Annotated in this window: 22 protein-coding genes; 14 read left to right on the top strand and 8 right to left on the bottom strand. The window is 38.6% G+C overall.

What is annotated here, in order from left to right; genetic code table 11:
- Window positions 1-120: 120 nt before the first annotated feature.
- The 9 genes from yaaA (at window position 121) to dnaB (ending at window position 9217) form a co-directional block, all read left to right on the top strand.
- Window positions 121-372, top strand: a complete 252-nt coding sequence (gene yaaA, locus CBF33_RS05120) for a S4 domain-containing protein YaaA (protein ID WP_023606923.1) — start codon at window positions 121-123, stop codon at window positions 370-372.
- Window positions 369-1499, top strand: coding sequence for a DNA replication/repair protein RecF (gene recF, locus CBF33_RS05115; RefSeq protein WP_126762185.1), 1131 nt, complete (start codon window positions 369-371; stop codon window positions 1497-1499). The genes yaaA and recF overlap by 4 nt, the downstream gene beginning before the upstream one ends.
- Window positions 1496-3451: a DNA topoisomerase (ATP-hydrolyzing) subunit B gene (gene gyrB, locus CBF33_RS05110; RefSeq protein ID WP_126762183.1), complete on the top strand. Its 1956-nt coding sequence runs from the start codon at window positions 1496-1498 to the stop codon at window positions 3449-3451. The genes recF and gyrB overlap by 4 nt, the downstream gene beginning before the upstream one ends.
- Window positions 3452-3474: 23 nt before the next feature.
- Window positions 3475-5952: a DNA gyrase subunit A gene (gene gyrA / locus CBF33_RS05105; protein ID WP_126762181.1), complete on the top strand. Its 2478-nt coding sequence runs from the start codon at window positions 3475-3477 to the stop codon at window positions 5950-5952.
- A gap of 170 nt (window positions 5953-6122) precedes the next feature.
- Window positions 6123-6422 carry a 30S ribosomal protein S6 gene (gene rpsF, locus CBF33_RS05100; protein WP_126762178.1) on the top strand — a complete coding sequence of 100 codons (300 nt, stop codon included), beginning with the start codon at window positions 6123-6125 and terminating at the stop codon, window positions 6420-6422.
- Between the two features lie 42 nt (window positions 6423-6464).
- On the top strand, window positions 6465-6968 hold the full coding sequence (ssb, locus tag CBF33_RS05095) for a single-stranded DNA-binding protein (RefSeq protein ID WP_126762176.1): 504 nt from the start codon (window positions 6465-6467) through the stop codon (window positions 6966-6968).
- Window positions 6969-6989: 21 nt separating this feature from the next.
- Window positions 6990-7229, top strand: a complete 240-nt coding sequence (rpsR, locus tag CBF33_RS05090; protein WP_126762174.1) for a 30S ribosomal protein S18 — start codon at window positions 6990-6992, stop codon at window positions 7227-7229.
- A 144-nt stretch (window positions 7230-7373) separates the two neighbouring features.
- Window positions 7374-7826: a 50S ribosomal protein L9 gene (gene rplI, locus CBF33_RS05085; RefSeq protein WP_126762172.1), complete on the top strand. Its 453-nt coding sequence runs from the start codon at window positions 7374-7376 to the stop codon at window positions 7824-7826.
- Between the two features lie 29 nt (window positions 7827-7855).
- A complete protein-coding gene (dnaB, locus tag CBF33_RS05080; protein ID WP_126762170.1) occupies window positions 7856-9217 on the top strand; it encodes a replicative DNA helicase in 1362 nt (453 codons plus the stop codon).
- Between the two features lie 72 nt (window positions 9218-9289).
- Here dnaB and CBF33_RS05075 read toward each other — a convergent pair whose 3' ends face one another.
- The 4 genes from CBF33_RS05075 to CBF33_RS05060 all read right to left on the bottom strand — a co-directional run bounded on the left by CBF33_RS05075 (window position 9290) and on the right by CBF33_RS05060 (window position 14580).
- The gene (locus CBF33_RS05075; RefSeq protein WP_023606932.1) at window positions 9290-10909 is read right to left on the bottom strand and encodes an ABC-F family ATP-binding cassette domain-containing protein; all 1620 of its coding nucleotides are present in this window, start codon (window positions 10907-10909) and stop codon (window positions 9290-9292) included.
- Window positions 10910-11049: 140 nt separating this feature from the next.
- The gene (locus tag CBF33_RS05070; RefSeq protein WP_126762168.1) at window positions 11050-12036 is read right to left on the bottom strand and encodes a polyprenyl synthetase family protein; all 987 of its coding nucleotides are present in this window, start codon (window positions 12034-12036) and stop codon (window positions 11050-11052) included.
- Between the two features lie 23 nt (window positions 12037-12059).
- Window positions 12060-12605 (bottom strand): Gx transporter family protein, encoded by a 546-nt coding sequence (locus tag CBF33_RS05065; protein WP_023606934.1) that lies wholly within the window; start codon window positions 12603-12605, stop codon window positions 12060-12062.
- Between the two features lie 82 nt (window positions 12606-12687).
- The gene (locus CBF33_RS05060) at window positions 12688-14580 is read right to left on the bottom strand and encodes an NAD(P)/FAD-dependent oxidoreductase (protein WP_126762166.1); all 1893 of its coding nucleotides are present in this window, start codon (window positions 14578-14580) and stop codon (window positions 12688-12690) included.
- Window positions 14581-14840: 260 nt separating this feature from the next.
- Here CBF33_RS05060 and pplA point away from each other — a divergent pair, with 260 nt between their 5' ends.
- The 3 genes from pplA to menA all read left to right on the top strand — a co-directional run bounded on the left by pplA (window position 14841) and on the right by menA (window position 17962).
- Complete coding sequence (gene pplA / locus CBF33_RS05055) at window positions 14841-15770, top strand: extracellular electron transfer flavoprotein PplA (protein WP_126762164.1); 930 nt, start codon at window positions 14841-14843, stop codon at window positions 15768-15770.
- 124 nt (window positions 15771-15894) lie between these two features.
- Window positions 15895-17004 (top strand): FAD:protein FMN transferase, encoded by a 1110-nt coding sequence (locus CBF33_RS05050; protein WP_170167753.1) that lies wholly within the window; start codon window positions 15895-15897, stop codon window positions 17002-17004.
- 16 nt (window positions 17005-17020) lie between these two features.
- Window positions 17021-17962 carry a 1,4-dihydroxy-2-naphthoate polyprenyltransferase gene (gene menA / locus CBF33_RS05045; RefSeq protein WP_126762162.1) on the top strand — a complete coding sequence of 314 codons (942 nt, stop codon included), beginning with the start codon at window positions 17021-17023 and terminating at the stop codon, window positions 17960-17962.
- Between the two features lie 34 nt (window positions 17963-17996).
- Here the strand turns inward: menA and CBF33_RS05040 are convergent, their stop codons facing one another.
- From CBF33_RS05040 to CBF33_RS05025, 4 genes are all read right to left on the bottom strand, one after another.
- Window positions 17997-18968, bottom strand: a complete 972-nt coding sequence (locus CBF33_RS05040; RefSeq protein WP_126762160.1) for a biotin--[acetyl-CoA-carboxylase] ligase — start codon at window positions 18966-18968, stop codon at window positions 17997-17999.
- Between the two features lie 61 nt (window positions 18969-19029).
- Entirely contained in the window at window positions 19030-19836 is an 807-nt protein-coding gene (locus CBF33_RS05035; protein WP_126762158.1) for an ABC transporter ATP-binding protein, read from the bottom strand.
- Entirely contained in the window at window positions 19833-20753 is a 921-nt protein-coding gene (locus tag CBF33_RS05030) for an ABC transporter permease (RefSeq protein WP_237662107.1), read from the bottom strand. The genes CBF33_RS05035 and CBF33_RS05030 overlap by 4 nt, the downstream gene beginning before the upstream one ends.
- Before the next feature lie 13 nt (window positions 20754-20766).
- Window positions 20767-21735, bottom strand: a complete 969-nt coding sequence (locus CBF33_RS05025) for an ABC transporter substrate-binding protein (RefSeq protein ID WP_126762238.1) — start codon at window positions 21733-21735, stop codon at window positions 20767-20769.
- A gap of 524 nt (window positions 21736-22259) precedes the next feature.
- Here CBF33_RS05025 and CBF33_RS05020 point away from each other — a divergent pair.
- The gene (locus CBF33_RS05020; RefSeq protein WP_126762156.1) at window positions 22260-23282 is read left to right on the top strand and encodes a LacI family DNA-binding transcriptional regulator; all 1023 of its coding nucleotides are present in this window, start codon (window positions 22260-22262) and stop codon (window positions 23280-23282) included.
- Between the two features lie 132 nt (window positions 23283-23414).
- The gene (locus tag CBF33_RS05015; protein WP_126762154.1) at window positions 23415-24716 is read left to right on the top strand and encodes a pyrimidine-nucleoside phosphorylase; all 1302 of its coding nucleotides are present in this window, start codon (window positions 23415-23417) and stop codon (window positions 24714-24716) included.
- The last annotated feature ends 1 nt before the right edge of the window (window position 24717 follow it).

Here is a 24717-nt window from a genome sequence, read left to right as displayed (position 1 = left end):
ATTTAAGGTAAAAAGATATCTAAATGATTAAATCTCTTAAAAGGGAAATGATTAGGGTTTATTTGTTTTTTTGCTTAAAAAAGGCTATAATAGTAAGGAAGAAAAAAAGAAGGTGAGAAATTGAAAACACAGTTTATGTTGGAAACGCCGTATATCACCTTGGGACAATTTTTAAAAGAAATTAATGAAATTTCTAGTGGTGGAATGGCAAAATGGTACTTGCAAGAACATGTCGTGTTTGTTGATGGTGAGTTAGAAAATCGACGTGGTCGAAAATTATACGCAGGATCAATGGTGGAGTTACCTGAAGTAGGTACTTTTTTTATGGAAAAAAAACCTTCTGAAACAGCTGAAGAGGCTTCAGAAGAATGAGAATAACACAATTAGAGTTGTTGGACTATCGCAACTATGCGGCAGCTTCTCTCTCTTTTAATAAAGATTTGATTGTTTTTCTAGGTGAAAATGCCCAAGGAAAAACAAATGTTTTAGAAAGTCTGTATGTCCTTGCTATGACGCGTAGTCATCGCAGTCAGCATGAAAAAGAACTTATTCGGTGGGAGCAACCATTTGCTAGAATACGAGGGATTTTAGCTAAAAAAAACTATACGACAGAGCTCGAAATAGTTATTTCTAATAAAGGACGTCGCACGAAGCGCAATCATATCGAACAAGCTAAGTTAAGTGACTATATTGGAGAGCTAAATGTCGTGCTATTTGCACCGGAAGACCTTTATTTAATAAAAGGTTCTCCACAAAATAGACGAAAATTTATTGATATGGAATTAGGGCAAGTAAATCCTAGTTATTTATATCATTTAAGTGTTTATCAAAATGTATTAAAGCAGCGAAATCGCTATTTAAAAGAAAATGGACGTCAACAGAAAAAACTAGACGAAACCTATCTAGAAGTCTTAACAGAGCAGTTAGCAGCAGCTGGGGCTCATGTGATACATGAACGGTTGATGTTTATTCAAAAGTTAGAGCAGTGGGCGCAAGAAATTCATGGTGAAATTACGAATCATCGCGAGAAGTTAACGATGCAGTATCAGCCTTCTTTTGTTTTAGAGGAGGCACAGACAGTAGCTGAGATAGAGGCCCTGTTTTTAGAGGCATTATCACACCAACGGTCGCGTGAATTAATGCTTCAAACAACGTCGTTAGGACCACATCGCGATGATGTTATTTTTTTTATAGACGGACAAAATGTTCAGACATATGGCTCTCAAGGTCAACAACGAACAACGGCTTTGAGTGTCAAATTAGCTGAAGTGGAGCTTATTCATGAACAGATAGGGGAGTATCCCATCTTACTTTTAGATGATGTGATGAGTGAGTTAGATGATGAGCGACAAGTTCATTTGTTGGCAGCAATCGAGGGAAAAGTTCAAACATTTGTGACGACGACTACCTTGAATCATTTAACCAATAAGTTGCTCTCACATCCAGAGATTTATTTAGTAAAAGATGGACAGGTGGAAAGGAAAAGTGAAAACGCATGACAGAAAAAGAACATCATGAGGTGAATCTTCCTTCAGAACATGAGTATGATGCGAGTCAGATTCAGGTTTTGGAAGGGTTGGAAGCGGTTCGGAAACGACCGGGAATGTATATTGGAACAACAAGTAGTCAAGGTCTACACCATTTAGTATGGGAAATTGTCGATAACTCGATTGATGAAGCATTGGCAGGTTATTGTGATGAGATTAATGTTTTAATCGAAAAAGATGGCAGTATTACAGTGATTGATAATGGACGAGGGATTCCTGTAGATATCCAAGCGAAAACGGGTCGTCCAGCAGTGGAAACAGTCTTTACAGTGCTTCACGCCGGAGGTAAGTTTGGCGGAGGTGGCTATAAAGTATCTGGTGGACTTCATGGAGTAGGTTCATCTGTAGTAAATGCTTTATCTGAACGTTTAGATGTTAAAGTTTACAAAGATGGTAAAATACATTATCAAGTCTTCGAAAAGGGCTTGGTGGCTACGGATTTAGAAGTCATTGGAGAAACGGATCGCAATGGGACAACGGTTCACTTTATACCTGATGCCGAGATTTTTAAAGAAACTGTCGAGTTTGAATTTGATAAATTAGCCACACGTATGCGTGAGTTGGCGTTTTTAAATCGTGGGTTGATGTTAACAATTGAAGACTTACGTGAAGGAAAAGAGCAAAAGAAAGAGTATCACTATGAAGGTGGGATTAAGAGTTACGTTGAACACTTAAATCATAGTAAAGAAACACTTTTTAATGAGCCAATCTACATTGAAGGGGAACAAGATGATATCGTGGTGGAAGTGGCTATTCAGTACACAGATGGCTTCCATACGAACTTATTAAGCTTTGCGAATAATATTCATACTTATGAAGGTGGAACGCATGAGGTGGGCTTTAAATCCGCTTTAACGCGTGTCATTAATGACTATGCTCGCAAGCAAAATATTATGAAAGAAAATGATGATAATTTATCAGGGGAAGATGTTCGTGAAGGCATGACAGCCGTTATTTCAATTAAACATCCTGAGCCTCAATTTGAAGGGCAAACCAAAACAAAATTAGGGAACTCAGAAGTACGGGGGGTTACCGATCGATTATTTTCAGAAGCGCTATCTAAGTTTCTTTTAGAAAATCCGACAACGGCTAAACAAGTCGTAGAAAAAGGGGTATTGGCTTCCAAAGCACGTATGGCAGCGAAACGTGCTCGTGAGATGACACGTCGAAAAGGTGCACTTGAAATTAGTAGCTTGCCAGGTAAATTGGCCGATTGTTCTAGTCGAGATCCAGAAAAATGCGAGTTATACATTGTCGAGGGGGATTCTGCTGGAGGTTCAGCTAAGCAAGGACGAGATCGTGAATTCCAAGCGATTTTACCTATTCGAGGTAAAATTTTGAACGTTGAAAAAGCGTCAATGGATAGAATTTTAGGGAATCAAGAAATTCGATCACTGTTTACTGCAATGGGGACTGGTTTTGGTGATGATTTTGATGTCGCTAAAGCACGTTATCATAAATTAGTAATTATGACGGATGCGGATGTGGACGGTGCGCATATTCGTACATTGCTTTTAACACTGTTTTATCGTTACATGCGTCCAATTGTTGAAGCAGGTTATGTTTATATTGCACAGCCTCCTTTATATCAAGTAAAACAGGGGAAAAAAGTGCATTATATTCAGCCAGGAAAAAATGCAGAACAAGATTTGGCCGATACTTTAGCAAGCTTACCTGCAACGCCAAAACCAAGTATTCAGCGTTATAAAGGTCTTGGAGAGATGGACTATCATCAATTATGGGAAACAACGATGGACCCTGAAAATCGCGTGATGTTGCGTGTCACAATTGATGATGCGATTAAAGCCGATCAAGTGTTTGAAATGTTGATGGGGGATCGTGTAGAACCTCGTCGTGAATTTATTGAACAGAATGCACGTTACGTGAAAAACTTGGATATATAAAAAGAGAGTAGGGAAAAAGGCTCATGTCAGAAGAGAGAAAAGAAAATATAGTCGATGTGAATCTTACAAGTGAGATGCAAGACTCCTTTATAGATTATGCGATGAGTGTTATCGTTTCACGTGCTTTACCAGATGTCCGTGACGGGTTGAAGCCTGTTCATCGTCGTATTTTATATGGGATGCATGAATTGGGGATTACGCCGGATAAACCACATAAAAAATCGGCGAGAATTGTTGGGGATGTAATGGGTAAATATCACCCACATGGTGACAGCGCGATTTATGAATCAATGGTGCGGATGGCTCAGCCATTTAGTTATCGCAATATGTTAGTAGATGGTCACGGTAACTTTGGTTCAGTAGATGGTGATGGCGCAGCGGCTATGCGTTATACAGAAGCGCGAATGAGTAAGATAGCGATGGAACTGTTACGTGATTTAAATAAGGATACAGTAGATTTTCAAGGAAACTATGATGATTCTGAAAAAGAACCGACTGTTTTACCCGCACGTTTTCCAAACTTACTCGTAAATGGAACGACGGGAATTGCCGTAGGGATGGCAACTAATATACCACCACATAATTTAGGAGAAGTAATTGCAGGGATTAATGTGTTGATGGACAATCCTGAGGCAACAACAGCTGACTTAATGGAGATGATACCTGGACCAGATTTTCCAACAGGGGGATTAGTCATGGGGAAATCAGGTATTCGTCGTGCTTATGAAACGGGTCGTGGTTCGATTACTGTGAGAGCTAAGGTAGAAATCGAAGAACAAGCTAACGGTCGCGAGCGTATTTTAGTGACAGAATTACCTTACATGGTAAATAAAGCTAAATTGATCGAACGTATTTCGGAATTGCATCGAGACAAACGAATTGAAGGGATTACCGATTTGCGAGATGAATCATCACGTGAAGGAATGCGGATTGTGATTGAAATTCGCCGAGATGTATCAGCTTCTGTTGTACTGAACAATTTATATAAAATGACCGCCCTTCAAAGTTCATTTGGCTTTAATATGTTGGCGATTGTAAATGGCGAACCAAAGCTATTAAGTCTGAAAGCTATTTTAGAGCATTATTTGGCTCACCAAGAAGAAGTAATCCGTCGCCGTACTCAGTTTGATAAAAAGCGTGCGGAAGCTCGTGCGCACATTTTAGAGGGCTTACGCGTGGCGTTAGACCATATTGATGAGATTATTTCGATTATCCGTTCATCTGCATCAGATGATATTGCTAAAAATGCGTTAATAGAGCGTTTTGAATTTTCTGAAAAACAAGCACAAGCTATTCTTGATATGCGCTTGCGTCGCTTAACAGGCTTAGAACGCGATAAGATTGAAAATGAATATCAAGAATTGTTAAAACTTATTGCTGATTTGGCTGACATTTTAGCCAATCATCAACGGGTGCTAGATATTATTCGAACAGAATTGCAAGAAATTCAAGATAAATATAGTGACCCACGTCGTACTGAGCTATTAGTAGGCGAAGTGTTGAGTTTAGAAGATGAAGATTTAATTGAAGAAGAAGATAGTGTCATTACGTTGACGCATAACGGATATATTAAACGTCTACCAAGTAGTGAATTTAGAACGCAAAAGCGTGGTGGACGTGGTGTGCAAGGTATGGGCATGCATGACGATGACTTCATAGAAAATCTCGTGTCTTGTTCAACGCATGATACGTTACTGTTCTTTACGAATACTGGGAAAGTATACCGCGCAAAAGGCTATGAAATCCCTGAATATGGTCGAACAGCAAAAGGAATTCCAATTATTAATTTATTAGGAATTGATTCTAATGAAAAAATCCAATCTGTGATTTCGGTAGAAAAGTCAGACAAAGAGAATAGTTATTTATTCTTTACGACGAAACATGGAACGGTTAAAAGAACGACAACCGAAGCGTTTGCGAATATTCGCAGTAATGGCTTGATTGCTATTGGTTTACGAGATGGCGACGAAGTCATGAACGTGACGGTGACAAATGGTGAGCAAATCATCATTATTGGTACACACTTAGGTTACTCGGTCACATTTAAAGAAACAGATGTCCGTAACATGGGACGTACGGCAGCTGGTGTGCGAGGTGTTCGTTTACGTGACGGTGACTACGTTGTCGGCATGTCAACTCTAACAGAAGACAATGAAGTATTGATATTAACAGAGAATGGTTATGGAAAACGAACGGCATCGTCTGAATATCCAGTTAAAGGGCGCGGTGGTAAAGGGATTAAGACTGCCAATATTACAGATAAAAATGGGCCTCTTGTTTCAGTAACGACTGTAGAAGGTGATGAAGATGTCTTAGTGATTACGAACCAAGGTGTGATTATTCGTTTTGATGTTGATTCTGTTTCGCAAACAGGACGTGCGACACAAGGTGTTCGCCTCATTCGTTTAGAAGAAGGCAGCAAAGTTGCCACAATGGCGATTATTGAAGAAGACGAAGAAGATGAAATTGAAACGTCTACTGAGGAATTAACAGAGGAATAAACATTTAAAACAGACCAGTATGAGTAACTGGTCTGTTTTTATAGAGAAAGGTAAAATAAACTTGATAATTTTAACAAAAAGTAGTATAGTATTTAGATGTGAGTAGTCTAAGATTACTCTTCCTTGCTCTATGACATCATAGAGCCAGAGACCACAAGGAGGTGAAATCAATGAGTCAAGTAACGAATTATGAAATTACGTATATTATTCGACCTAACATTGATGAGGAAGCTAAAAGTACTCTTATCGCACGTTTTGATGATATTTTAAAACAAAACGGTACAGAGGTTTTAGAATCTAAAGGATGGGAAAAACGACGTTTAGCGTATGAAATCAACGATTTCCGTGAAGGATTTTATCACATCGTTAAAGTTTCTTCCGAAGATGCTAATGGTATCAACGAGTTTGACCGTTTAGCTAAAATCAATGATGATATTTTACGTCATATGATTGTCAAAGAAGAAAACTAAAAATGTTTCACGTGAAACATTCCGGTGAAAGGAGATGGAAAAATGATTAATAATGTCGTACTAGTAGGTAGATTAACTAAAGATCCAGATTTGCGTTATACAGCAAATGGTGTCGCTGTTGCAACATTCACCTTGGCAATCGATCGTCCATTTACAAATCAAAGTGGTAATCGTGAAGCAGATTTTATCAACACGGTGATTTGGCGAAAGCCCGCAGAGACATTGGCTAATTATGCACGAAAAGGAACTTTAATTGGTGTTGTAGGACGTATTCAAACACGTAACTATGAAAACCAACAAGGTCAACGTGTCTATGTGACAGAAGTGGTAGCAGATAGTTTCCAATTCTTAGAGTCGAAGTCAGTCAATGAACAACGACGTCAAGGCTCTGGTTCAGATTTTGGTGCTCAACCTAATAATAACCAAAGTTTTAATCAGTCATCATCTTCAATGCCTCAACAAGGTATGCCGGATTTTGGTCGTGATTCAGACCCATTCGCATCATCAGCTAAGATAGATATCTCAGATGATGATTTACCATTCTAAACCGAACAGGAGGAACAATAAATGGCTCAACAACGCAGAGGCGGAAAACGACGTCGTAAAGTGTGTTATTTCTGTGCTAACCACGTCGATCATGTCGATTATAAAAACGTTGAATTGCTTAAAGGTAAGTTTGTTTCAGAACGCGGTAAAATTTTACCACGTCGTGTAACAGGTACTTGTGCAAAACACCAACGTACTTTAACAACATCTATTAAACGTGCTAGAATTATGGCACTTTTACCATTTGTTACAGAAGAGTAAAAATAAGTGAGAAGGTTTGATTTCAAACCTTCTTTTTATTTTATCTAAAAATGTTTCACGTGGAACATTTTTATGTCTAACTCGCTATTATTAAATAAAAATGGTAAAATAAAAGGTAGAATATTTCATGAGAGGTGTAGTAGAATGAAAGTCATTTTATTAAAAGATGTTAAAGGTCAAGGGAAAAAAGGTGATGTAAAAGAGGTGTCACCTGGCTATGCTCAAAACTTTTTAATCAAAAAAGGATTAGCAAAAGAAGCTACCAATGCTAGTATGAGTGAACTTGCTGCTAAGAAAAAAGCAAAAGAAAAAGAAGAAGCTGAATTGAAAGCAGCGGCAGAAGATATTAAAAAACAAATAGAAGCGGAAGGTTTTGAAGTTGTATTAACAGCAAAATCTGGTGAAGATGGTCGCTTATTCGGTTCTATTACGACGAAACAAATAGCAGAAGAACTAAATAAGCAACATAAAATTAAAGTAGACCGTCGTAAAATGGAGTTGGCGAACCCAATTCGCAGTCTGGGCTATACGAATGTTCCTGTAAAGCTATACCCAGATGTTAATGCGAAGTTACGTGTTCATGTTAAAGCACAATAATGCATACATACTAGAGAGGGATAGAAATCATGAATGATATAGTACAAGATAGGATGCCACCTCAAAGTATGGAGGCCGAACAAGCTGTTCTAGGTTCGGTCTTTTTAAATGCCGACGCGATTATTGAGGCGATGGAGTTTATCACAGACCAAGATTTCTATCGACGTAGTCATCAACTTATTTTTCAAACGATGTTGACATTAAATGATCGTAATGAAGCGATTGATTTAATCACAGTGAAAGAGCAGCTAGATAGTTTGAATTTATTAGAAGATGTTGGCGGAGTTGGGTATCTGACAGAATTAGCCATGGCTGTACCGACGGCCGCAAATGTTGGGCATTATGCGAAAATTGTAGAACAAAAAGCATTGTTGCGCAATTTGATTCAAACAGCGACAGATATTGTGACAAAAGGGTTTGAGCAAGGTGATGAAGTCGAAACGATTTTAGATGAAGCTGAGCGCATGATTATGGAAGTTTCTGAACGTCGCAATCGGTCTGGTTTTTTAGCTATTGCCGATGTATTAAATACAACCTTTGCTGAAATCGACCGGCTCTCTCAATTGCAAGAAGAGATTACAGGCTTACCTACTGGCTATCATGCTTTAGATAAAATGACGGCAGGCTTACAACCTGAGGAATTAATCATTTTAGCAGCACGTCCAGCAGTTGGTAAAACAGCCTTTGCTCTAAATATTGCCCAAAACGTGGGAACGAAGACGGATAAAGCGGTTGCAATCTTTAGTTTGGAGATGGGGGCGGAATCACTGGTGAATCGGATGTTGTGTGCAGAAGGCACGATAGACGCCAGTCATTTACGAACAGGTCAACTGACTGAAGAAGAGTGGGGTAATCTTGTCATGGCGATGGGAAGCTTATCGCAAGCTGATATTTACATTGACGACACGCCGGGAATTAAAATTTCAGAAATTAGAGCGAAATGTCGAAAGTTAGCACAAGAAAAAGGTAATCTTGGTTTAGTGCTAATTGACTATTTGCAGCTGATAGAAGGAACTGGACGAGAGAATCGCCAACAAGAAGTATCGGAGATTTCACGACAGCTTAAAAAATTGGCGAAAGAGTTAAAAGTTCCTGTTATTGCTTTGTCACAGCTTTCTCGTGGTGTTGAACAACGACAGGATAAACGACCAGTCCTAAGTGATATCCGTGAGTCTGGATCTATCGAGCAAGATGCGGATATTGTCGCCTTTTTATATCGTGATGATTATTACCAACGTGACTCAGACGAAGATTCAGAAGAACATGAAGATAATAATATTATTGAAGTGATAATCGAGAAGAACAGAAGTGGCTCTCGAGGCACTGTCGAATTACTCTTCATCAAAGAATATAATAAATTTTCTTCTATCACGACACGAACGGAGTATTAGTAGTATTATAGGAGACAATGATAATAATAGGCACGTCCCATATTGAAATGGGACGTGCCTGTTTGTTTTATCTTAATATAAAGCAGCGACTTGTTTTTGGACACGTTCATTTTCCAAAAATTCATCGTATGTCGCATCTGGGAAATCAACCATTCCTTTGTCTGATAAGACAATCATGCGATTTGCTAATGTTTGGATAAATTGATGGTCGTGCGAAGCAAAGAGTAAAGAACCTTTGAAAGCAATTAAGCCATCGTTTAGAGCCGTGATCGATTCTAAATCCAAGTGATTTGTTGGATCATCAAGAACGAGGACGTTGGCTTTAGATAGCATTAATTTAGATAGCATACAACGTACTTTTTCGCCCCCTGAGAGAACGTTGACTGGTTTCATGACATCTTCCCCAGAGAAAAGCATACGGCCTAAGAAACTACGTAAGAAGGTGTTGTCGTCCTCTTCTTTTGAAGCGTATTGACGTAACCATTCTAGAATAGGTAAGTTTGAATCAAATTCTGCCGAGTTATCTTTTGGTAAATACGCTTGAGAAGTAGTTACGCCCCAACGTACAGTACCAGTATCTGGTTCCATTTCACCCATTAAGATTTTAAAGAGTGTCGTCTGAACGACGTCATTTTGTGCAAGAAAAGCGACTTTGTCGTCTTTGTTTAAAGTGAAAGATATATTATCTAATATTTTCTTACCATCGATTGTTTTCGAAATGTTCTCAACATGGAGTAGGTCGTTTCCGATTTCACGTTCTGGTGAGAATCCTACGAATGGATAGCGACGTGAAGAAGGTTGAATGTCATCAATGGTAATTTTTTCTAACATTTTTTTACGCGAGGTTGCTTGTTTAGATTTAGAAGCATTCGCGCTAAAACGTGCGATAAATTCTTGTAATTCTTTTACTTTTTCTTCTTTTTTAGCATTTTGATCCGCTTGTAATTTAGCTGCAAGTTGACTAGATTCTAACCAGAAATCGTAGTTACCAACATAAAGTTGAATTTTACCGAAATCTAAGTCGGCCATATGCGTACAAACGGTATTTAAGAAGTGACGGTCATGTGAAACGACAATGACTGTGTTATCGAAGTTAATTAAGAACTCTTGTAACCAAGCAATCGACTGGGTATCCAAACCGTTTGTCGGCTCATCAAGTAGTAGAACATCGGGATGTCCGAAAAGAGCTTGTGCGAGTAAGACTTTCACCTTATCCCCTGCAGAAAGTTCAGCCATTTTTTGGTCGTGAAGTGTTTCTGGAATATTTAATCCCTGTAATAAACTGGCCGCTTCAGGCTCTGCTTCCCAACCGTTTAACTCAGCGAATTCACCTTCTAATTCAGCCGCACGAACGCCATCTTCATCAGAAAAATCCTCTTTCATATAAATAGCATCTTTTTCTTTCATGACTTCATATAAACGATCGTGTCCCATAATAACGGTTTCTAGAACTGTAAAATCTTCATAGTCAAAGTGATTTTGTTTAAGTGTAGCAAGACGTTCGTCGGGACCGAGTGTGACATTACCAGTGGTAGGTTCTAAAGACCCATCTAAAATTTTTAAAAAAGTGGATTTGCCGGCACCATTTGCACCGATTAACCCATAACAATTTCCGGGAGTAAATTTAATATTAACATTATCAAATAATTTACGATCAGGTAATTGCAAACTGACATCTGTTACTGTGATCATTAGGTAATCTCCTTTTGTATCCTATATTTAGTTGCTTCTCAAGTATTATAACGGTGTCCACAGTGTTTAGCAAGATAGAGCTGTTTTTCATATCAGAAAACAAGGCAAAAAAATAAGAGAAAACGTCTTGGCGTTTTCTCTTATTGCGTTCGTTTTAATAAATGCTCGGTCAAACGATAAATCATATCTGTGACTTCTGGATTAATGGAACGTAATGATTTTAGGCTTTTTAAAGCAGCTGTGGTATATTTCTCAGCATATTGTTTGGCTTGTGTCACTCCGTTTGCCGTATGAACTAGTTGATAAAGCTCATGTGTTTCTTGTTCCGTCAGTTGTTCTTTTTTATATAATAATGGCAATATCTCAGTAGGATTTTCTTGAATCGCACATAATAAAGGTAAGGAATAAACCCCCTGTTTGACGTCTTCAAGGACGGGCTTTCCTAACTGTGTTTCTGTTTCACTATAATCTAAAATATCATCCATGATTTGAAAGGCCATCCCAACATTTAATCCAATGTCTTTTGCTTTTTTTGTGACTGTTTTACTCGCTTGTCCTTCAAAGGCGCCTAAAAAACAAGCGAGAGAAAACAGTTCCCCTGTTTTACCTGCGATATTATCTAAATATGTTTCAATAGGTAAGTCAGTTTGATACCGAGTATCCATCTGTCCTATTTCGCCAGATAAAATTCGGTCCATACTATCGATGTTTAATTCCATACTTTTTAAATCGGATGCATAGCGAGCAAGTATTTTAAAACATGAGACGAACAAGTAGTCACCTGCATAAACTGCGACATCTTTTCCAAATGTCGCTTGGATAGAAGGGTGTGACCGGCGAGTGGCAGCTTCATCTACGATATCATCATGGATTAATGTAGCGGTATGTAGGGTTTCGACTGACGCCGCTAAAGCCATCATTTTTTGTCGGTCTGTTTCTTTTCCATAGTAAGAAAAGAGTAGCAAATAAGCAGGACGCAACATTTTTCCACCCGAGTGCATCATCGTTAAAATTGCCGCTTCAACTTCTTTATTCGCTAGATTTACCGACTGTTGCATAATGGTCAGTGTTTGTTTTAATTCTTTTTGTAGTTGAGGGTATTCATTCCATAGTGGGTGTATCATCACCTTAGACACTCCTTATGATTCGGCTACGTCTGAGTAGACGCGCTATATTCCTTTTTAAATTGTTCTAATGTTTTAACATGTTCTAAAAGATAGTTAGCAGCAATCCCGACGGCAATCCCTGCTAAAATACCAATCATTGAAAGAATCGGCAAATACATCATAACTGCCCATGAACGTGCAATAAAGCTAGCAACGAGCAGTTGACCTACATTATGAAGAAAGCCTCCTGTCGCACTAATGCCAATGACACTGACACGGTCAGGGCCTAGCATTTTCACTAAAAGCATTCCAAAGTAACTAAGAAAAGCCCCTGCTGCACTATAAAGCAACGTAGAAACAGTGCCACCTAATAGGGTGGTTAAAATTAAACGTAAACAAACGAGAAAAAAGCTCTCACGTTTTGGCATTGTAAAAATAGCGATAATTGTGATGAGATTAGCCAGACCTAGTTTAGCCCCAGGCGCAATTGCAAAAGGAAAAGGAATCATATTTTCTAAAAGCCCGATAATGACACCTTGCGCGACGAGTAGAGAAATATAAATAAGTTGTCGGTTTTTATTTGGCTGCATGTGAGTGTCTTCCTTTCTTTTCATCACTAATATAAAAGAAAAGTTCTAGGGTAATCCCTAGAACTTTTGAAATAGACGTGTACTAATGACCGTACAGTGATTTGGTTTCACCGTACCACCATTTGCCTAATGTTCGTTGTAGCCAAGGTACTACCCATTTATCTAAACCAAGTGCACGTCCAGAACCATTCATTAAGGCAAAAGCAACTGGGATGAACCAAATATTAACCCAATAGAACATGCCTGATAAACAGAAAGCAGCAACCAAAGCGATTGTTGTCGCATTCGCTAACCATGTAAATAGTCCAACGATAATAGCGAGTGCAATTAGAATTTCAAAAATTGTCATGAATTTTTGGAAGAATAGCGCAACTTCGCGATTAGGTACCATAAATTCCATTAATGAGGCAAACCATTTTGGCATATGGTCAAAAACAAGCATTGGCTCTTCACCATAGGCATAACTTAAACCAAAGTGAGCGACAGTTTCTGCTCCTCCAGCTGCCGCTTCTGAGGCCCCAGATGTTGCGTCAGCTGCTTGTAACCAAGGGAATGGGAATGCCACTTGGTCAGTAAACCATGACCCTTCTTTGAACCAAGTTGCAGGTTTTAAGTAATCACCGTTACCCACGACTTTCTTCATCGCTTCAACGAGCCAAACAAGACCGTAAAAGACACGTAAAGGTACTGACCATAAAACGTTACTATTGCGAGAAGAATGTCCACGTGTGACGTTTCGTTCATTTTCAACACGGAAGAACTCATGCATCATGTATTGGAACATATAATAGCCAGAGCGGATATCAAAGAAATATTTTAAGTTAACAATATGTTTCATTATAATTGCAAGAAAACCACTTAAATGGATTTTTTCAAATAAGCAAGCAACCCCATATTTAGAACCGATAGAAACCATGAAACCTTGGTAATTGCCTTTGTATGCTTTCTTCTCTGTGCCATTTATTTCAGCAACAATATTAGTTGCGGCATATTGTCCTGTTCCTTCAGCAGCTTGAACAATCTGTGGTGTCGGTGTGTTTTCGAACTCTTCATAATAAACTAAGTCCCCAACTACGTAAATACCTTTATCTTCATAACCTTTGGCTTGCAAGTATTCATTCGCCACTAAACGATTCGCACGACCTGTTTCCATATCGAACTCTTTCGCGTCGCTATTACCTTGCACACCTGCTGTCCAAATTAAAGTATGTGTCGGAATTTTTGAGCCATCTTTTAAGGTAATATCTGTGGCACCGACTTCTACGATAGGTGAGCTCTTGATGATTTCGACTTCTTTTTTATTTAAGAAGCGTTCAGCAATCGCTGCATCGTTACGATCTAACATATTTAAAATAGTAGGAGCTGCTTCGACTACTTTTAAAGTAATCTCATCAGGTGAAATCTTATGTTTTTTCGCGATAGGTTCGCGCATGTCGATTAATTCCCCAACCATTTCAATACCGGTAAAGCCAGAACCGCATACGACAAATGTCAACATGCTACGACGGACTTGTTCGTCGGGTTCTACCGCTGCCTTAGCAACAGTGTCTTCAATGTGGTGACGTAAACGGATAGCGTCCTCCATTGACCATAGTGTAAAACCATGTTCTTTTACTCCAGGAGTTCCAAAATCGTTTGGTTCTCCTCCCATACCTAACATGAGGTAATCAAATGGATATTCACCGTGTTCGGTAATCACCACTTTATTGTCTTTATCAATGTTGGTCACATTATCTGTGACTAATTTCACATTCTTGCGACGTGAGAATAAACGTTGTAAATCATATTGAATCGCTTCAGGTTCAACGCGTCCACCTGCAACTTCATGTAACTCTGTCATCATGGTCTGATAAGTGTGACGGTCTATTAAGGTAATCTCGACATCTTCATGTTTTTTAAGCTTTTTTGATAAATGCTTTGTACCGAATACGCCGGCATACCCTGCCCCAACAACGACAATTCGTGTTTTTGACATCGCTTTTCGCTCCTTTTCTTTTAGTTATAAAATAATAGTGTAGCTACTATTTTATCATAATCGTACATATTATAAAGCCATTCTTGTTAAATGTCTATCAAAAACCATAGGATAGAAGTAGAAAAACAAACGAGGGACAAAAAAAGTATGTGAATTTCATGAGAAAAAAAGGGATATTGATTGCTTTTATAAATAAGATGCGTTAAAATATCTTTGTAAGTTAATTCACATAACATAAAAGAAAAGGGCGGTCTTATCTTATGAAGAAAAAGAAATTAATTTCAGGTTTAGCTATTTTAGCAATGTCTTCTTTATTATTAGTAGCATGTAAGAGTGACGATCAAAAAGAAGCTGAAAAAACAGATGCGACACAAGAAACAGTAGCAAAAGATAAAGAAGAGTCAAAAGAAGAAGCAAAAGAAATGACACAAGTTGCAGGTGGCGAGTTAAAAGACGGTACTTACACACTTGAAGAGAAAAACTACTCTAATGACTATCGTACAGTATTTTCAATCGTTGTGAAAGACGGTAAAATCACAGAGTCAAACTATGACAATGTGAATGAAGCGGGCGAATCAAAAGTAGAAAACAAAGAGTACGATGATATGATGAAAGATAAGTCTGGTACAGGTCCTTCAGAATTCATTCCAGCATTAAATGAAGCGTTAGTAGATAAACAAAACGCAGGCGATGTTGAAGTCGTAACAGGTGCCACTCATTCAACAGATAGCTTTAAAAACTATGCACAACAATTAATCCAAGCAGCTCAAACTGGTAATACGGATAAAATTGAAATTGACAATGGGGCAGATTTGAAAGACGGTACTTATACATTAGAAGAGAAAAACTACTCTAACGACTACCGTGTTGTATTCTCAATTGTTGTTAAAGATGGTAAGATTGCAGAATCAAACTATGACAACGTGAATGAAGCTGGCGAATCAAAAGCTGACAATAAAGAATACGATGATATGATGAAAGACAAAGCAGGTACTGGTCCTTCAGAATTTATCCCAGCATTTAATAAAGGGTTAGTGGACAAAGGAGCTCCAGCTGAGATGGATGCTGTAACTGGTGCAACTCATTCATTCCACACATTCCAAATGTACGCAGAACAATTAATCAATGCTGCTGAAAAAGGTAACACAGATAAAATTGAAGTCGACAACATTGTCATGGCTGAAAAATAATTCAGAAATGCGTCAAAACGGAACTAGGCCTTTTGGTTAGTTCCGTTTTTTCTATTGTTTAAGTGCAGACTTTCTTCTCAAGAAAAAGCATAGTAAACTATAATAACAGAAAGAAGGGAAGAAAATGAAACGAAATAAATGGCAAACAGCTATCATGATAAGTTTGACGGCCCTTATGTTAGTAGGATGTCGCACGACACCTACAACAAAAGAAGCCGACTCAAATACGACGACTTCGCAAAAAGTCAATAAAGAACCTTATTCAGAGCAGCAATTTTTAATGGGGACTTATGTCCGCGTTCAAATTTTTGATGAAGGCAAAAAAGAGGTATTAGATGACGCCTTTGCACGAGTGAAAGAGCTAGCAGATAAAACAACGGTTAATGAACCAGATGCTGACAAGTCAGAAGTCGCTGAAATTAACCGTCAAGCAGGCGTTCAACCAGTAAAAGTATCAGAGGATGTTTTTCGCTTGATTGAAAAAGCTTATCAATATAGTGAAGAAGCAGATCAAGGATTCGATTTAAGTATTGGTCCGATTACGCAGCTTTGGCATATCGGTTTTGACGACGCTCGTAAACCTAGTCAAGCAGAAATAGATGAAGCGCTAGCGCTTGTTCGTCATGAAGATGTGCAACTAGATAAAAAAAATCAGACGGTGTTTTTAACGAAACCAGGGATGTCGCTTGATTTAGGTTCGATTGCAAAAGGGTTTATCGCAGATGAAGTCGTGGATGTATTAAAAGAGCACGGGGTGACAACAGCGATTGTTGACTTAGGAGGTAACGTTGTCGTCGTTGGAACTAGTCCGAAAAAAGAAGGGCAGCCATGGACGGTCGGTATTCAAGATCCAAATCAGAGTCGTAATAAAGTTGTGGGTACGGTCCCAGCACAAGATCGATCACTTGTAACGTCGGGTATTTATGAACGCGTCTTAGAAGTAGACGGGAAAACGTATCATCATTTATTTGATCCGACGACGGGGTATCCGTTTGAAAATCATATTGCAGGTGTGACGATTATTTCGAAAAAATCAGTGGATGGAGATGGTTTATCGACTGCTATTTTCTCAATGGGGTTAGAAGAAGGCCTGGATTATATTGAAAGCATGAAAGATGTCGAAGCTTTATTTATCACAACGGATGACGAGATTTATATGAGTAGTGGACTAAAGGATACGTTTAAATTGAATGAGGAGTCAGGCTATACGGTAAAAAAATTAGCGAATCAGTAAGTTGGGAGTCAGGGGAATGACGGTAAAAGTTTTTTTAAAATTAGTAGAAATTCAAACGAAATTAGCAAGTTTGTTTCCATTCTTAATCGGTGTTTTATTTTCAATGGTATATTTTCATTCGTTTCATCCGATGAATACGTTAATCTTTTTTATAGGTATGTTATTATTTGATATGGCGACAACAGCTATTAATAATTTTATGGATTATAAAAAAGCAAAAGATGATGTGTATAAATATCAGGTGAATATTGTTGGACAAGCGGGTTTACGGGATAAGCAAGTTCGGCGTTTAATATATAGTATGATTGGCATTGCTTTTGTTATCGGCTTGATTTTAACCTATCAGACAGGTTGGCTGATGTTAGTAATGGGGGGCGTTGCGTGTTTTATTGGAATATTTTACACGTTTGGTCCTGTTCCATTATCGCGTATGCCACTTGGGGAAATTTTTAGTGGAGTGACCATGGGTTTTGGAATTTTTATAATGACCATCTATATCAATACGTATCAACAGCGTTTTGTCTATCTTGACTTACATGATTGGCAATTTACTGTTTTTGGTGATTTTCGTCAATTAATTCCGATTGCCTGGGCATCGCTTCCTATGATTTTTAGTATTGCCAATATTATGTTAGCGAACAATCTATGCGATTTAGAAGAAGATATTCAAAATCATCGCTACACACTGCCTTATTATATAGGAAAAGAAAATGGTGTACGCTTATTTAACTTTTTAGCATACAGTCCTTATCTCACGATTTTAGTGGGAATCTTTTTCGGCGTATATCATTGGATTGTCTTAGGTGTTTGGTTAACGTTTCCTCTGACAAGAAAATTAACCCAGCAATTTAATCAAAAGCAAATTAAGAGCGAAACGTTCGTTGTTTCGATAAAAAACTTAGTCTTACTAAACACGGCTCAAGTGGTAACCTTAGCGCTTAGCTTATGGCTCGTATAAAAAGCAGGAGAATGATAGTCATTCTCCTGCTTTTTTACTGATAATGAAGACTGACTTCGCCAGAGGACAAAGCAATCACGTCTTGATTTGGAAGTTCGACTAACAATTCTCCACTATCTGAGATGCCGATCGCTTTTCCTTGTAATCGTTGTTGTTGATAATCGAATGAGACTATCTGACCGATAATAAATGAACGAGCACGATAGTCTGATAGATACCGTTCCGGATGGTCTTTTAAGTCATAAAAGGCGGTTAAAAAGTGCGCCACAAGCTGATGACGGTGAAAAGCTTTAGGGGCTCCTTGTGGGAAAATAGACCCAGCTTTAGACTGTAATTCTAATGGAAAATGAGAGGTCGGCACGCTGACATTCGTCCCAATCCCTATAATAATACCGTCGACCATTCCTGTTTCAAAGTTGGTCGTTGCTTCTGAAAGTACGCCTGTTACTTTTTTGCCCTCAATATATAAGTCATTAACCCACTTAATTGCCACTGTTTTATTCGACACAGCTTCTATCGCTTGAGCCATTGCCACTGCCGTAATTAACGTATAATGTACGAGTTCAGATACTGGCTGTGGCTGATGAATATATAGACTCATATAAAGGCCATCTTCTGGAGTTGAAAAGTAAGAACGCTGAAAACGACCGCGCCCAGCTGTTTGATTCTCTGCTAGTAGAAGCGTATCCCGCTCTATCCCGTCAATTGCTCGTCGCTTTAAAACGGAATTGGTAGAATCGACTTCATTTTCAACGAGAATCTCTATAGTTTGTAGAGAAGGGGGTAAAAGTTTTCGGATGCCTTCTGCGTTTAAACGTTCTCGTGAGAAGTAAGTATATCCAACATTGGATTTTGCTTGTATATCATGTCCTTCTTGTTTTAACTGTTGAATGGCTTTCCAAATGGCAGTGCGTGAAACAGATAAACGTTCGGCCATTTCCTCACCTGAAAGAGGTTGTTCATTTTGTGAAAGAAGTAAGGCTAGTACGTTGTCTTTAGTTGTCATAAGTCACCTCATCGTTTCATATATGTTATTACTTTAACATAACCAACAATTATCGACTACTTTATGTTAACAACAAACTATCATCTGTCAATGCTTCATCACTACGTTCTTCAAATAATTGAAGTAATTGTGGGACAGTTAACTCGGCTTTTTCACGTCCAGAAACGTCAACGACGATTTTTCCTTGATGTAGCATAATTAAACGATTACCGTAGCGAATCGCATCATTCATATTATGCGTAATCATAAAGGCTGTTAGTTCCTGCTCGTGAATAAGTTGTTCCGTCAAGGTCATAACGGTTTTGGACGTTTGAGGGTCGAGTGCAGCTGTATGCTCATCTAAAAGCAATAAATCTGGTTGAATGATTGTCGCCATTAATAACGTAATAGCTTGACGTTGTCCTCCAGAAAGTAATCCGATTTCTGTTTGCAATCGTTCTTCTAATCCTAATTGCAAAGTAGCCAATTTTTCTTTTAAAAAAGCGCGTTGTTGTTTTTTCACGCCTCGACTTAGCGTTCGCTTCCTTCCTCTTTTTAAAGCAATGGAAAGATTTTCTTCAACGGTTAATCGTACTGCGGTTCCCATTTTAGGGTCTTGGAAGACGCGACTGATTTTAGCGGCCCGTTTCACGACATTTTGCTTCGTTATATTTTCTCCGTGAAGATGAATCTGTCCTTCATCTGGACGTAAAGAGCCGGCTATTGTATTGAGTAATGTCGATTTTCCTGCGCCATTTCCTCCGATAATGGTAATAAAGTCGCCCTTGTGAATAGCTAAATCGATTCCTCTAAGAACCGGATTTTCATTGACAGTGCCTTTTTCAAAGGTTAAATGTAAGTTATCAAGAGTAAGTAAAGGCTGACTCATGCTCGTGTCCCTCCTTTTTTAATAGGCCATTTTTCTCTTATAAGTGGAAAAGATAGGCAAATGATTAGGATGAGTGCTGAGAAAAATTTGTTGTCATTTGCTTCAATAGGAAATTCTAAAATAATTGCTAAAATGAAGCGATAAATAACAGCACCTAGAACAATAGTCGCTAAACGCCACAAGAGTGGTTGGCTAGCAAAAAGAACTTCTGAAATAATAATAGCCGCCAAGCCAATAACAATGGTGCCGACACCCGAATTCAAATCAGCAAAGCCATTATTTTGCACGAGTAGCGAACCACTAAGGGCAATACAGCCATTAGCGATCATATAGCCTAAAATTTTAGTGGAATGCGTGTGAATCCCATTTGCTTCACTCATATCAGGATTGTCTCCTGTGGCTATAATAGCTAAACCAATTTCCGTTCGGAAGAAGAGATAAAGTAGTAAGATGACCAGTAAGACAACTATGCCTCCAACGAGAATGATGGTCGTATTTTTACTTAATTGTAGCGTCTCACTTATTGAAAAAAGAGTTTTTTCACCAATTAAAGGAATATTTGGCTTCTTTCCCATTACGCGTGAATTAATTGAATATAAAGCGGTCATGGTAATAATTCCTGTTAGTAAGGCAGGGATTCTAAGCTTAGTATGGATAAGACCGGATACTAAGCCGGCAATCAATCCGCCTACGAATGCGGCTAAAGTTGCCCAAATAGGAGACCACTGATGAATAATGAGTGTCGCTGTAATAGCACCACCTAGTGGAAAGGTTCCTTCCGTCGTCAAATCGGCGACATCTAAAATCCGATAGGTGATGAATACACCAATACCGAGCAACGCCCAAAGCAAACCTTGGGCGAGCGAGGTAGTGAAGATACTAGGTAAATTGTAAAAAATAGAGATGAGACTGCTCACGTAAAATCCTCCTTTATTTTGGTTCTTTTATCGTTTCTGGATCAATACCTAAGGCCTTTGCCATGTCCTTGTTCACTTCAAGTTTTAAGTCACGAGATGTTTCAACGGGATAGTCGGTTGTTTGGCGTTCACCTTTTAAGATTTTAGCGGCCATGTCGCCCGTTTGTTTTCCTAAAGCATGATAGTCAATACCAAACGTCGCTAAACCTCCATCTTGAACCATTTCAATTGAGCCCGCTACGACAGGAATTTGTTTTTCTTTCGCTACGTCTCCTACGAGCGTCATAGCACTTGCAAAGGTGTTATCTGTTGGAATATAAATCCCATCTACGTCCTTTGCTAAACTTTCTGTCACTTGTTGCACGTCATTTGTCGTGTTAGCTGTTAATTCTTTCACCGCAATCCCTTGTTTTTCTAAATAAGCTTTGGCTTGTTTGGCTTGTAAAACAGAGTTTGCTTCTCCGCCATTATACATAATTCCGATTTTCTCTGCTTTTTTGGCGACGCTGATTAAAAGATCGAGTTGCTTTTCAATAGGTACTTGATCCGATACCCCTGTTAAGTTACCACCAGGAGATTCATTAGATTTGACGAGTTTAGCTTCTTCTAAGTCAGTTACAGCTGTCACGACAATCGGAATGTCGCTACTAGCACTGAGTAAGGCTTGAGCAGCAGGCGTTGCGATACCTAGTAACAAATTAGGTCGTTCTTTGACAAGTTTTTGACTCATTGTATTGAGTTGGTCTTGTGCACCTTGAGCATTTTGATAAGTGACGGTGAGATTGTCGCCTTCTTTGAATCCATTTTCTTCCAAACCTTCAATAAATCCTTGATAGCTTGCATCTAGCGAGCCGTGTTCGACAACTTGTAGGACACCCACTTGATAATGTCCTTCTTTTTCCCCCTTATTTTCCTGAGAGCTACATGCCGCTAAACCAATAAGACTCACCATAGCAGCAGAAAGTAAAAGTTTTAATTTCATTGATTGTTTCATAAATATTCCTCCTTCATGTTGTTTACTCTGGTTATAAGACAACAAAAAAACCATTTAGAAAAAAATTCTAAATGGTTTGTCTTCATCAATAATCCTTACGAGCTCTGATAAGGAGATAATAGGTTAGCCACTTAGATTTTTTTCAATCCTATGTGGCTTTTTGTCAACACAAATTGCTTTAGCCATCATAGATACATGTTTGTTTGTATCCATGATTGCATGTCTACAAACACTATCTAAAGAAGCTAAAGAAAAAGTTTGTGCTATTCAATTTTAAGTGTGATTTGATGTTCATATCAAAATCCTCCTTAAAAGAATTAAGTTAAGTATAAAGTAGGGGGGAGAATACGTCAAGAACAAAAATGAAAAATTCCTCATTTTTTTCTCATTATCATTTTGTCTATGAAAAACGATAACGAGAAAAGACGCGTATCTTTCATAAAGAAAGCTATTACATTATGAGAGAGTATGCTATGATTTAACTGTATTAAAAAGGAGGACAGCCAATCAAAATGAAAATGACAATCCGAGACATTGCCGAAGCAGCGGGCGTATCTACGACGACTGTTTCGCAAATTTTAAATAATAAAGGCAGTCGTTTTAGTGAAAAAACACGTGAAAAAGTAATGGCAATCGTTGAAGAGTTTAATTATAAGCCTGATTTTTTCGCTCAAAATATGGTCACCAAAAAATCGCAAACAATTGGTATGATTGTGCCGGATGTGACAGATTTTTTCTTTTCCAAGTTAATTGAAGGGGTAGAAGCTTATTTAAATTCACTCGGTTATATGATTCTTTTATGTAATTCCAACCACCAAGCAGAATTAGAAGATAAATATTTTGAAGAATTAGTTCATCGCTCGGTAGAAGGTGTTATTATTGCGACCCCTAATCAACTATCTGATAGTATTTTGAAACACGAACGCATTTTAAACAAGTCGATGTCATTAATACTTGTAGATATGGGCCGTAATAAGCGAACGGAAGGCAAATTACTTGTTGAAGAGTATGAAGGGGTCTATCATGCTACACGTTATTTAATCGAAGAAGGTCATGAAGCTATTGGGTTTTTACAAGAGGTAGGCGACTACTATCAATTATCAGAACGTATTACAGGATATCTAAATTGCTTGGAAGACCATCATATTGCAGCACAATCAAGCTGGGTACAGAGTGGTCCTTTAACAATTGAAGGTGGTTACTTAGCAACGAAGGCGTTACTGACGACAGCCGTTACCCCTATTACTGCGTTAGTGTGCTCGAACGATCAAATGGCAGTAGGTGCTTATCAAGCGATTAACGAGCAAGGATTAAAAATACCAGAGGATATTTCAGTTATTGGTTTTGATGGATTGGAAATTAGTCGTTATATGGCACCCGCGTTAACCACGGTTCATCAGCCCATCTTTGAGATTGGTTATACTGCAGGAGAGTTTATAATGGGAGCAATCGACTCACCACAGCGAAAGATACCTAATAAAATATTTGAAACCAAATTAATTAAGCGTGATTCGGTAAAACGGTTGACTCGTTAGGATTAAGGTGTTAATATCTATATGTAAGCGTTTAAATTAAAAAACGCTTAATTGGTAAAACGATTTACCAATTAAAGTTTTCTATTTTATATTCGGTTTCGTTATAATAAGAGTGTGCAGGAGGAACGTATTATGAGAATGGTGGATTTAATTGCGAAAAAGCGTGACGGGGAGGTTTTAAGTCAAGAAGAAATCCAGTTTATTGTTTCTGGCTACACGGATCATTCTATTCCAGATTATCAAATGAGCGCGTTGCTTATGGCAATTTTCAATCAAGACATGACAGATGAAGAAATTACGCATCTAACGTTAGCCATGGCGAATTCAGGTGAAGTTATCGACTTGTCTTCTATTAATGGAATTAAGGTAGACAAACATTCGACAGGTGGCGTTGGTGATACGACAACCATCGTACTAGCACCGCTAGTTGCCAGTGTAGGTGTTCCAGTTGCTAAGATGTCAGGTCGTGGACTTGGTCACACGGGTGGGACGTTAGATAAGTTAGAAGCGATTCCCGGGTTCCAAATTGAAATACCTAATCAGCAATTTATTGATTTAGTTAATGACACACAGGTGGCTGTAACAGGTCAATCAGGTGATTTAGCACCTGCTGACAAACGGATGTATGCATTGCGAGATGTAACAGCTACGGTCGATTCTATCCCACTAATTGCTAGTTCTGTTATGAGTAAAAAAATTGCTTCAGGTGCCGATGCTATCGTTTTAGACGTGACATTAGGTGATGGGGCATTTATGAAAAATCAAGCAGATGCTGAACGTCTAGCACATACAATGGTTCGTATTGGTAATTTAGCAGGTCGTAAGACAATGGCAGTGATTTCTGACATGTCGCAGCCTCTAGGTGAAGCAATAGGGAACACGTTAGAAGTGGTCGAAGCGATTAACACCTTGAAAGGCGAAGGACCAGAAGATTTACAAGAAATGGTGTATGTTTTAGGTAGTCAAATGGTCGTATTAGCTGAAAAAGCAGACACACTTGAAGAAGCACGTAAGATGTTAGAAGACGCACTTCACTCTGGGAAAGCACTTGCGAAGTTTAAAGAAATGATTCGTAATCAAGGTGGCGATGACAGTGTCGTGGATCACCCAGAAAAAATGCCACAAGCGAAATATGTGACACAGGTGTTAGCACCTAAGTCAGGTTATGTGCGTGACATTCATGCTGAAAGTATCGGGGTTGCTGCTATGTTATTAGGAGCAGGACGCAAGACAAAAGAAGATGTCATCGATTACAGTGTTGGCTTAGTGTTAAACAAAAAAGTCGGGATGTCAGTTGAAGCGGGCGAACCGTTAGTCACTGTGTATAGCAATCGTGAAGATGTTGAAGACGTTAACCAAATGATATTGGACAATATCGAAATTGGTGATGCTATTGAAGAACCAATGCTTGTAAGAGGCATCATTACTGAATAGC

Origin of the sequence: Vagococcus lutrae (assembly GCF_003987555.1) — a bacterium.
Taxonomy (GTDB): Bacteria; Bacillota; Bacilli; order Lactobacillales; family Vagococcaceae; genus Vagococcus_A; species Vagococcus_A lutrae.
Note: the sequence above shows the minus strand (reverse complement) of the source record. Positions and strands in the feature narration are given on the sequence as shown.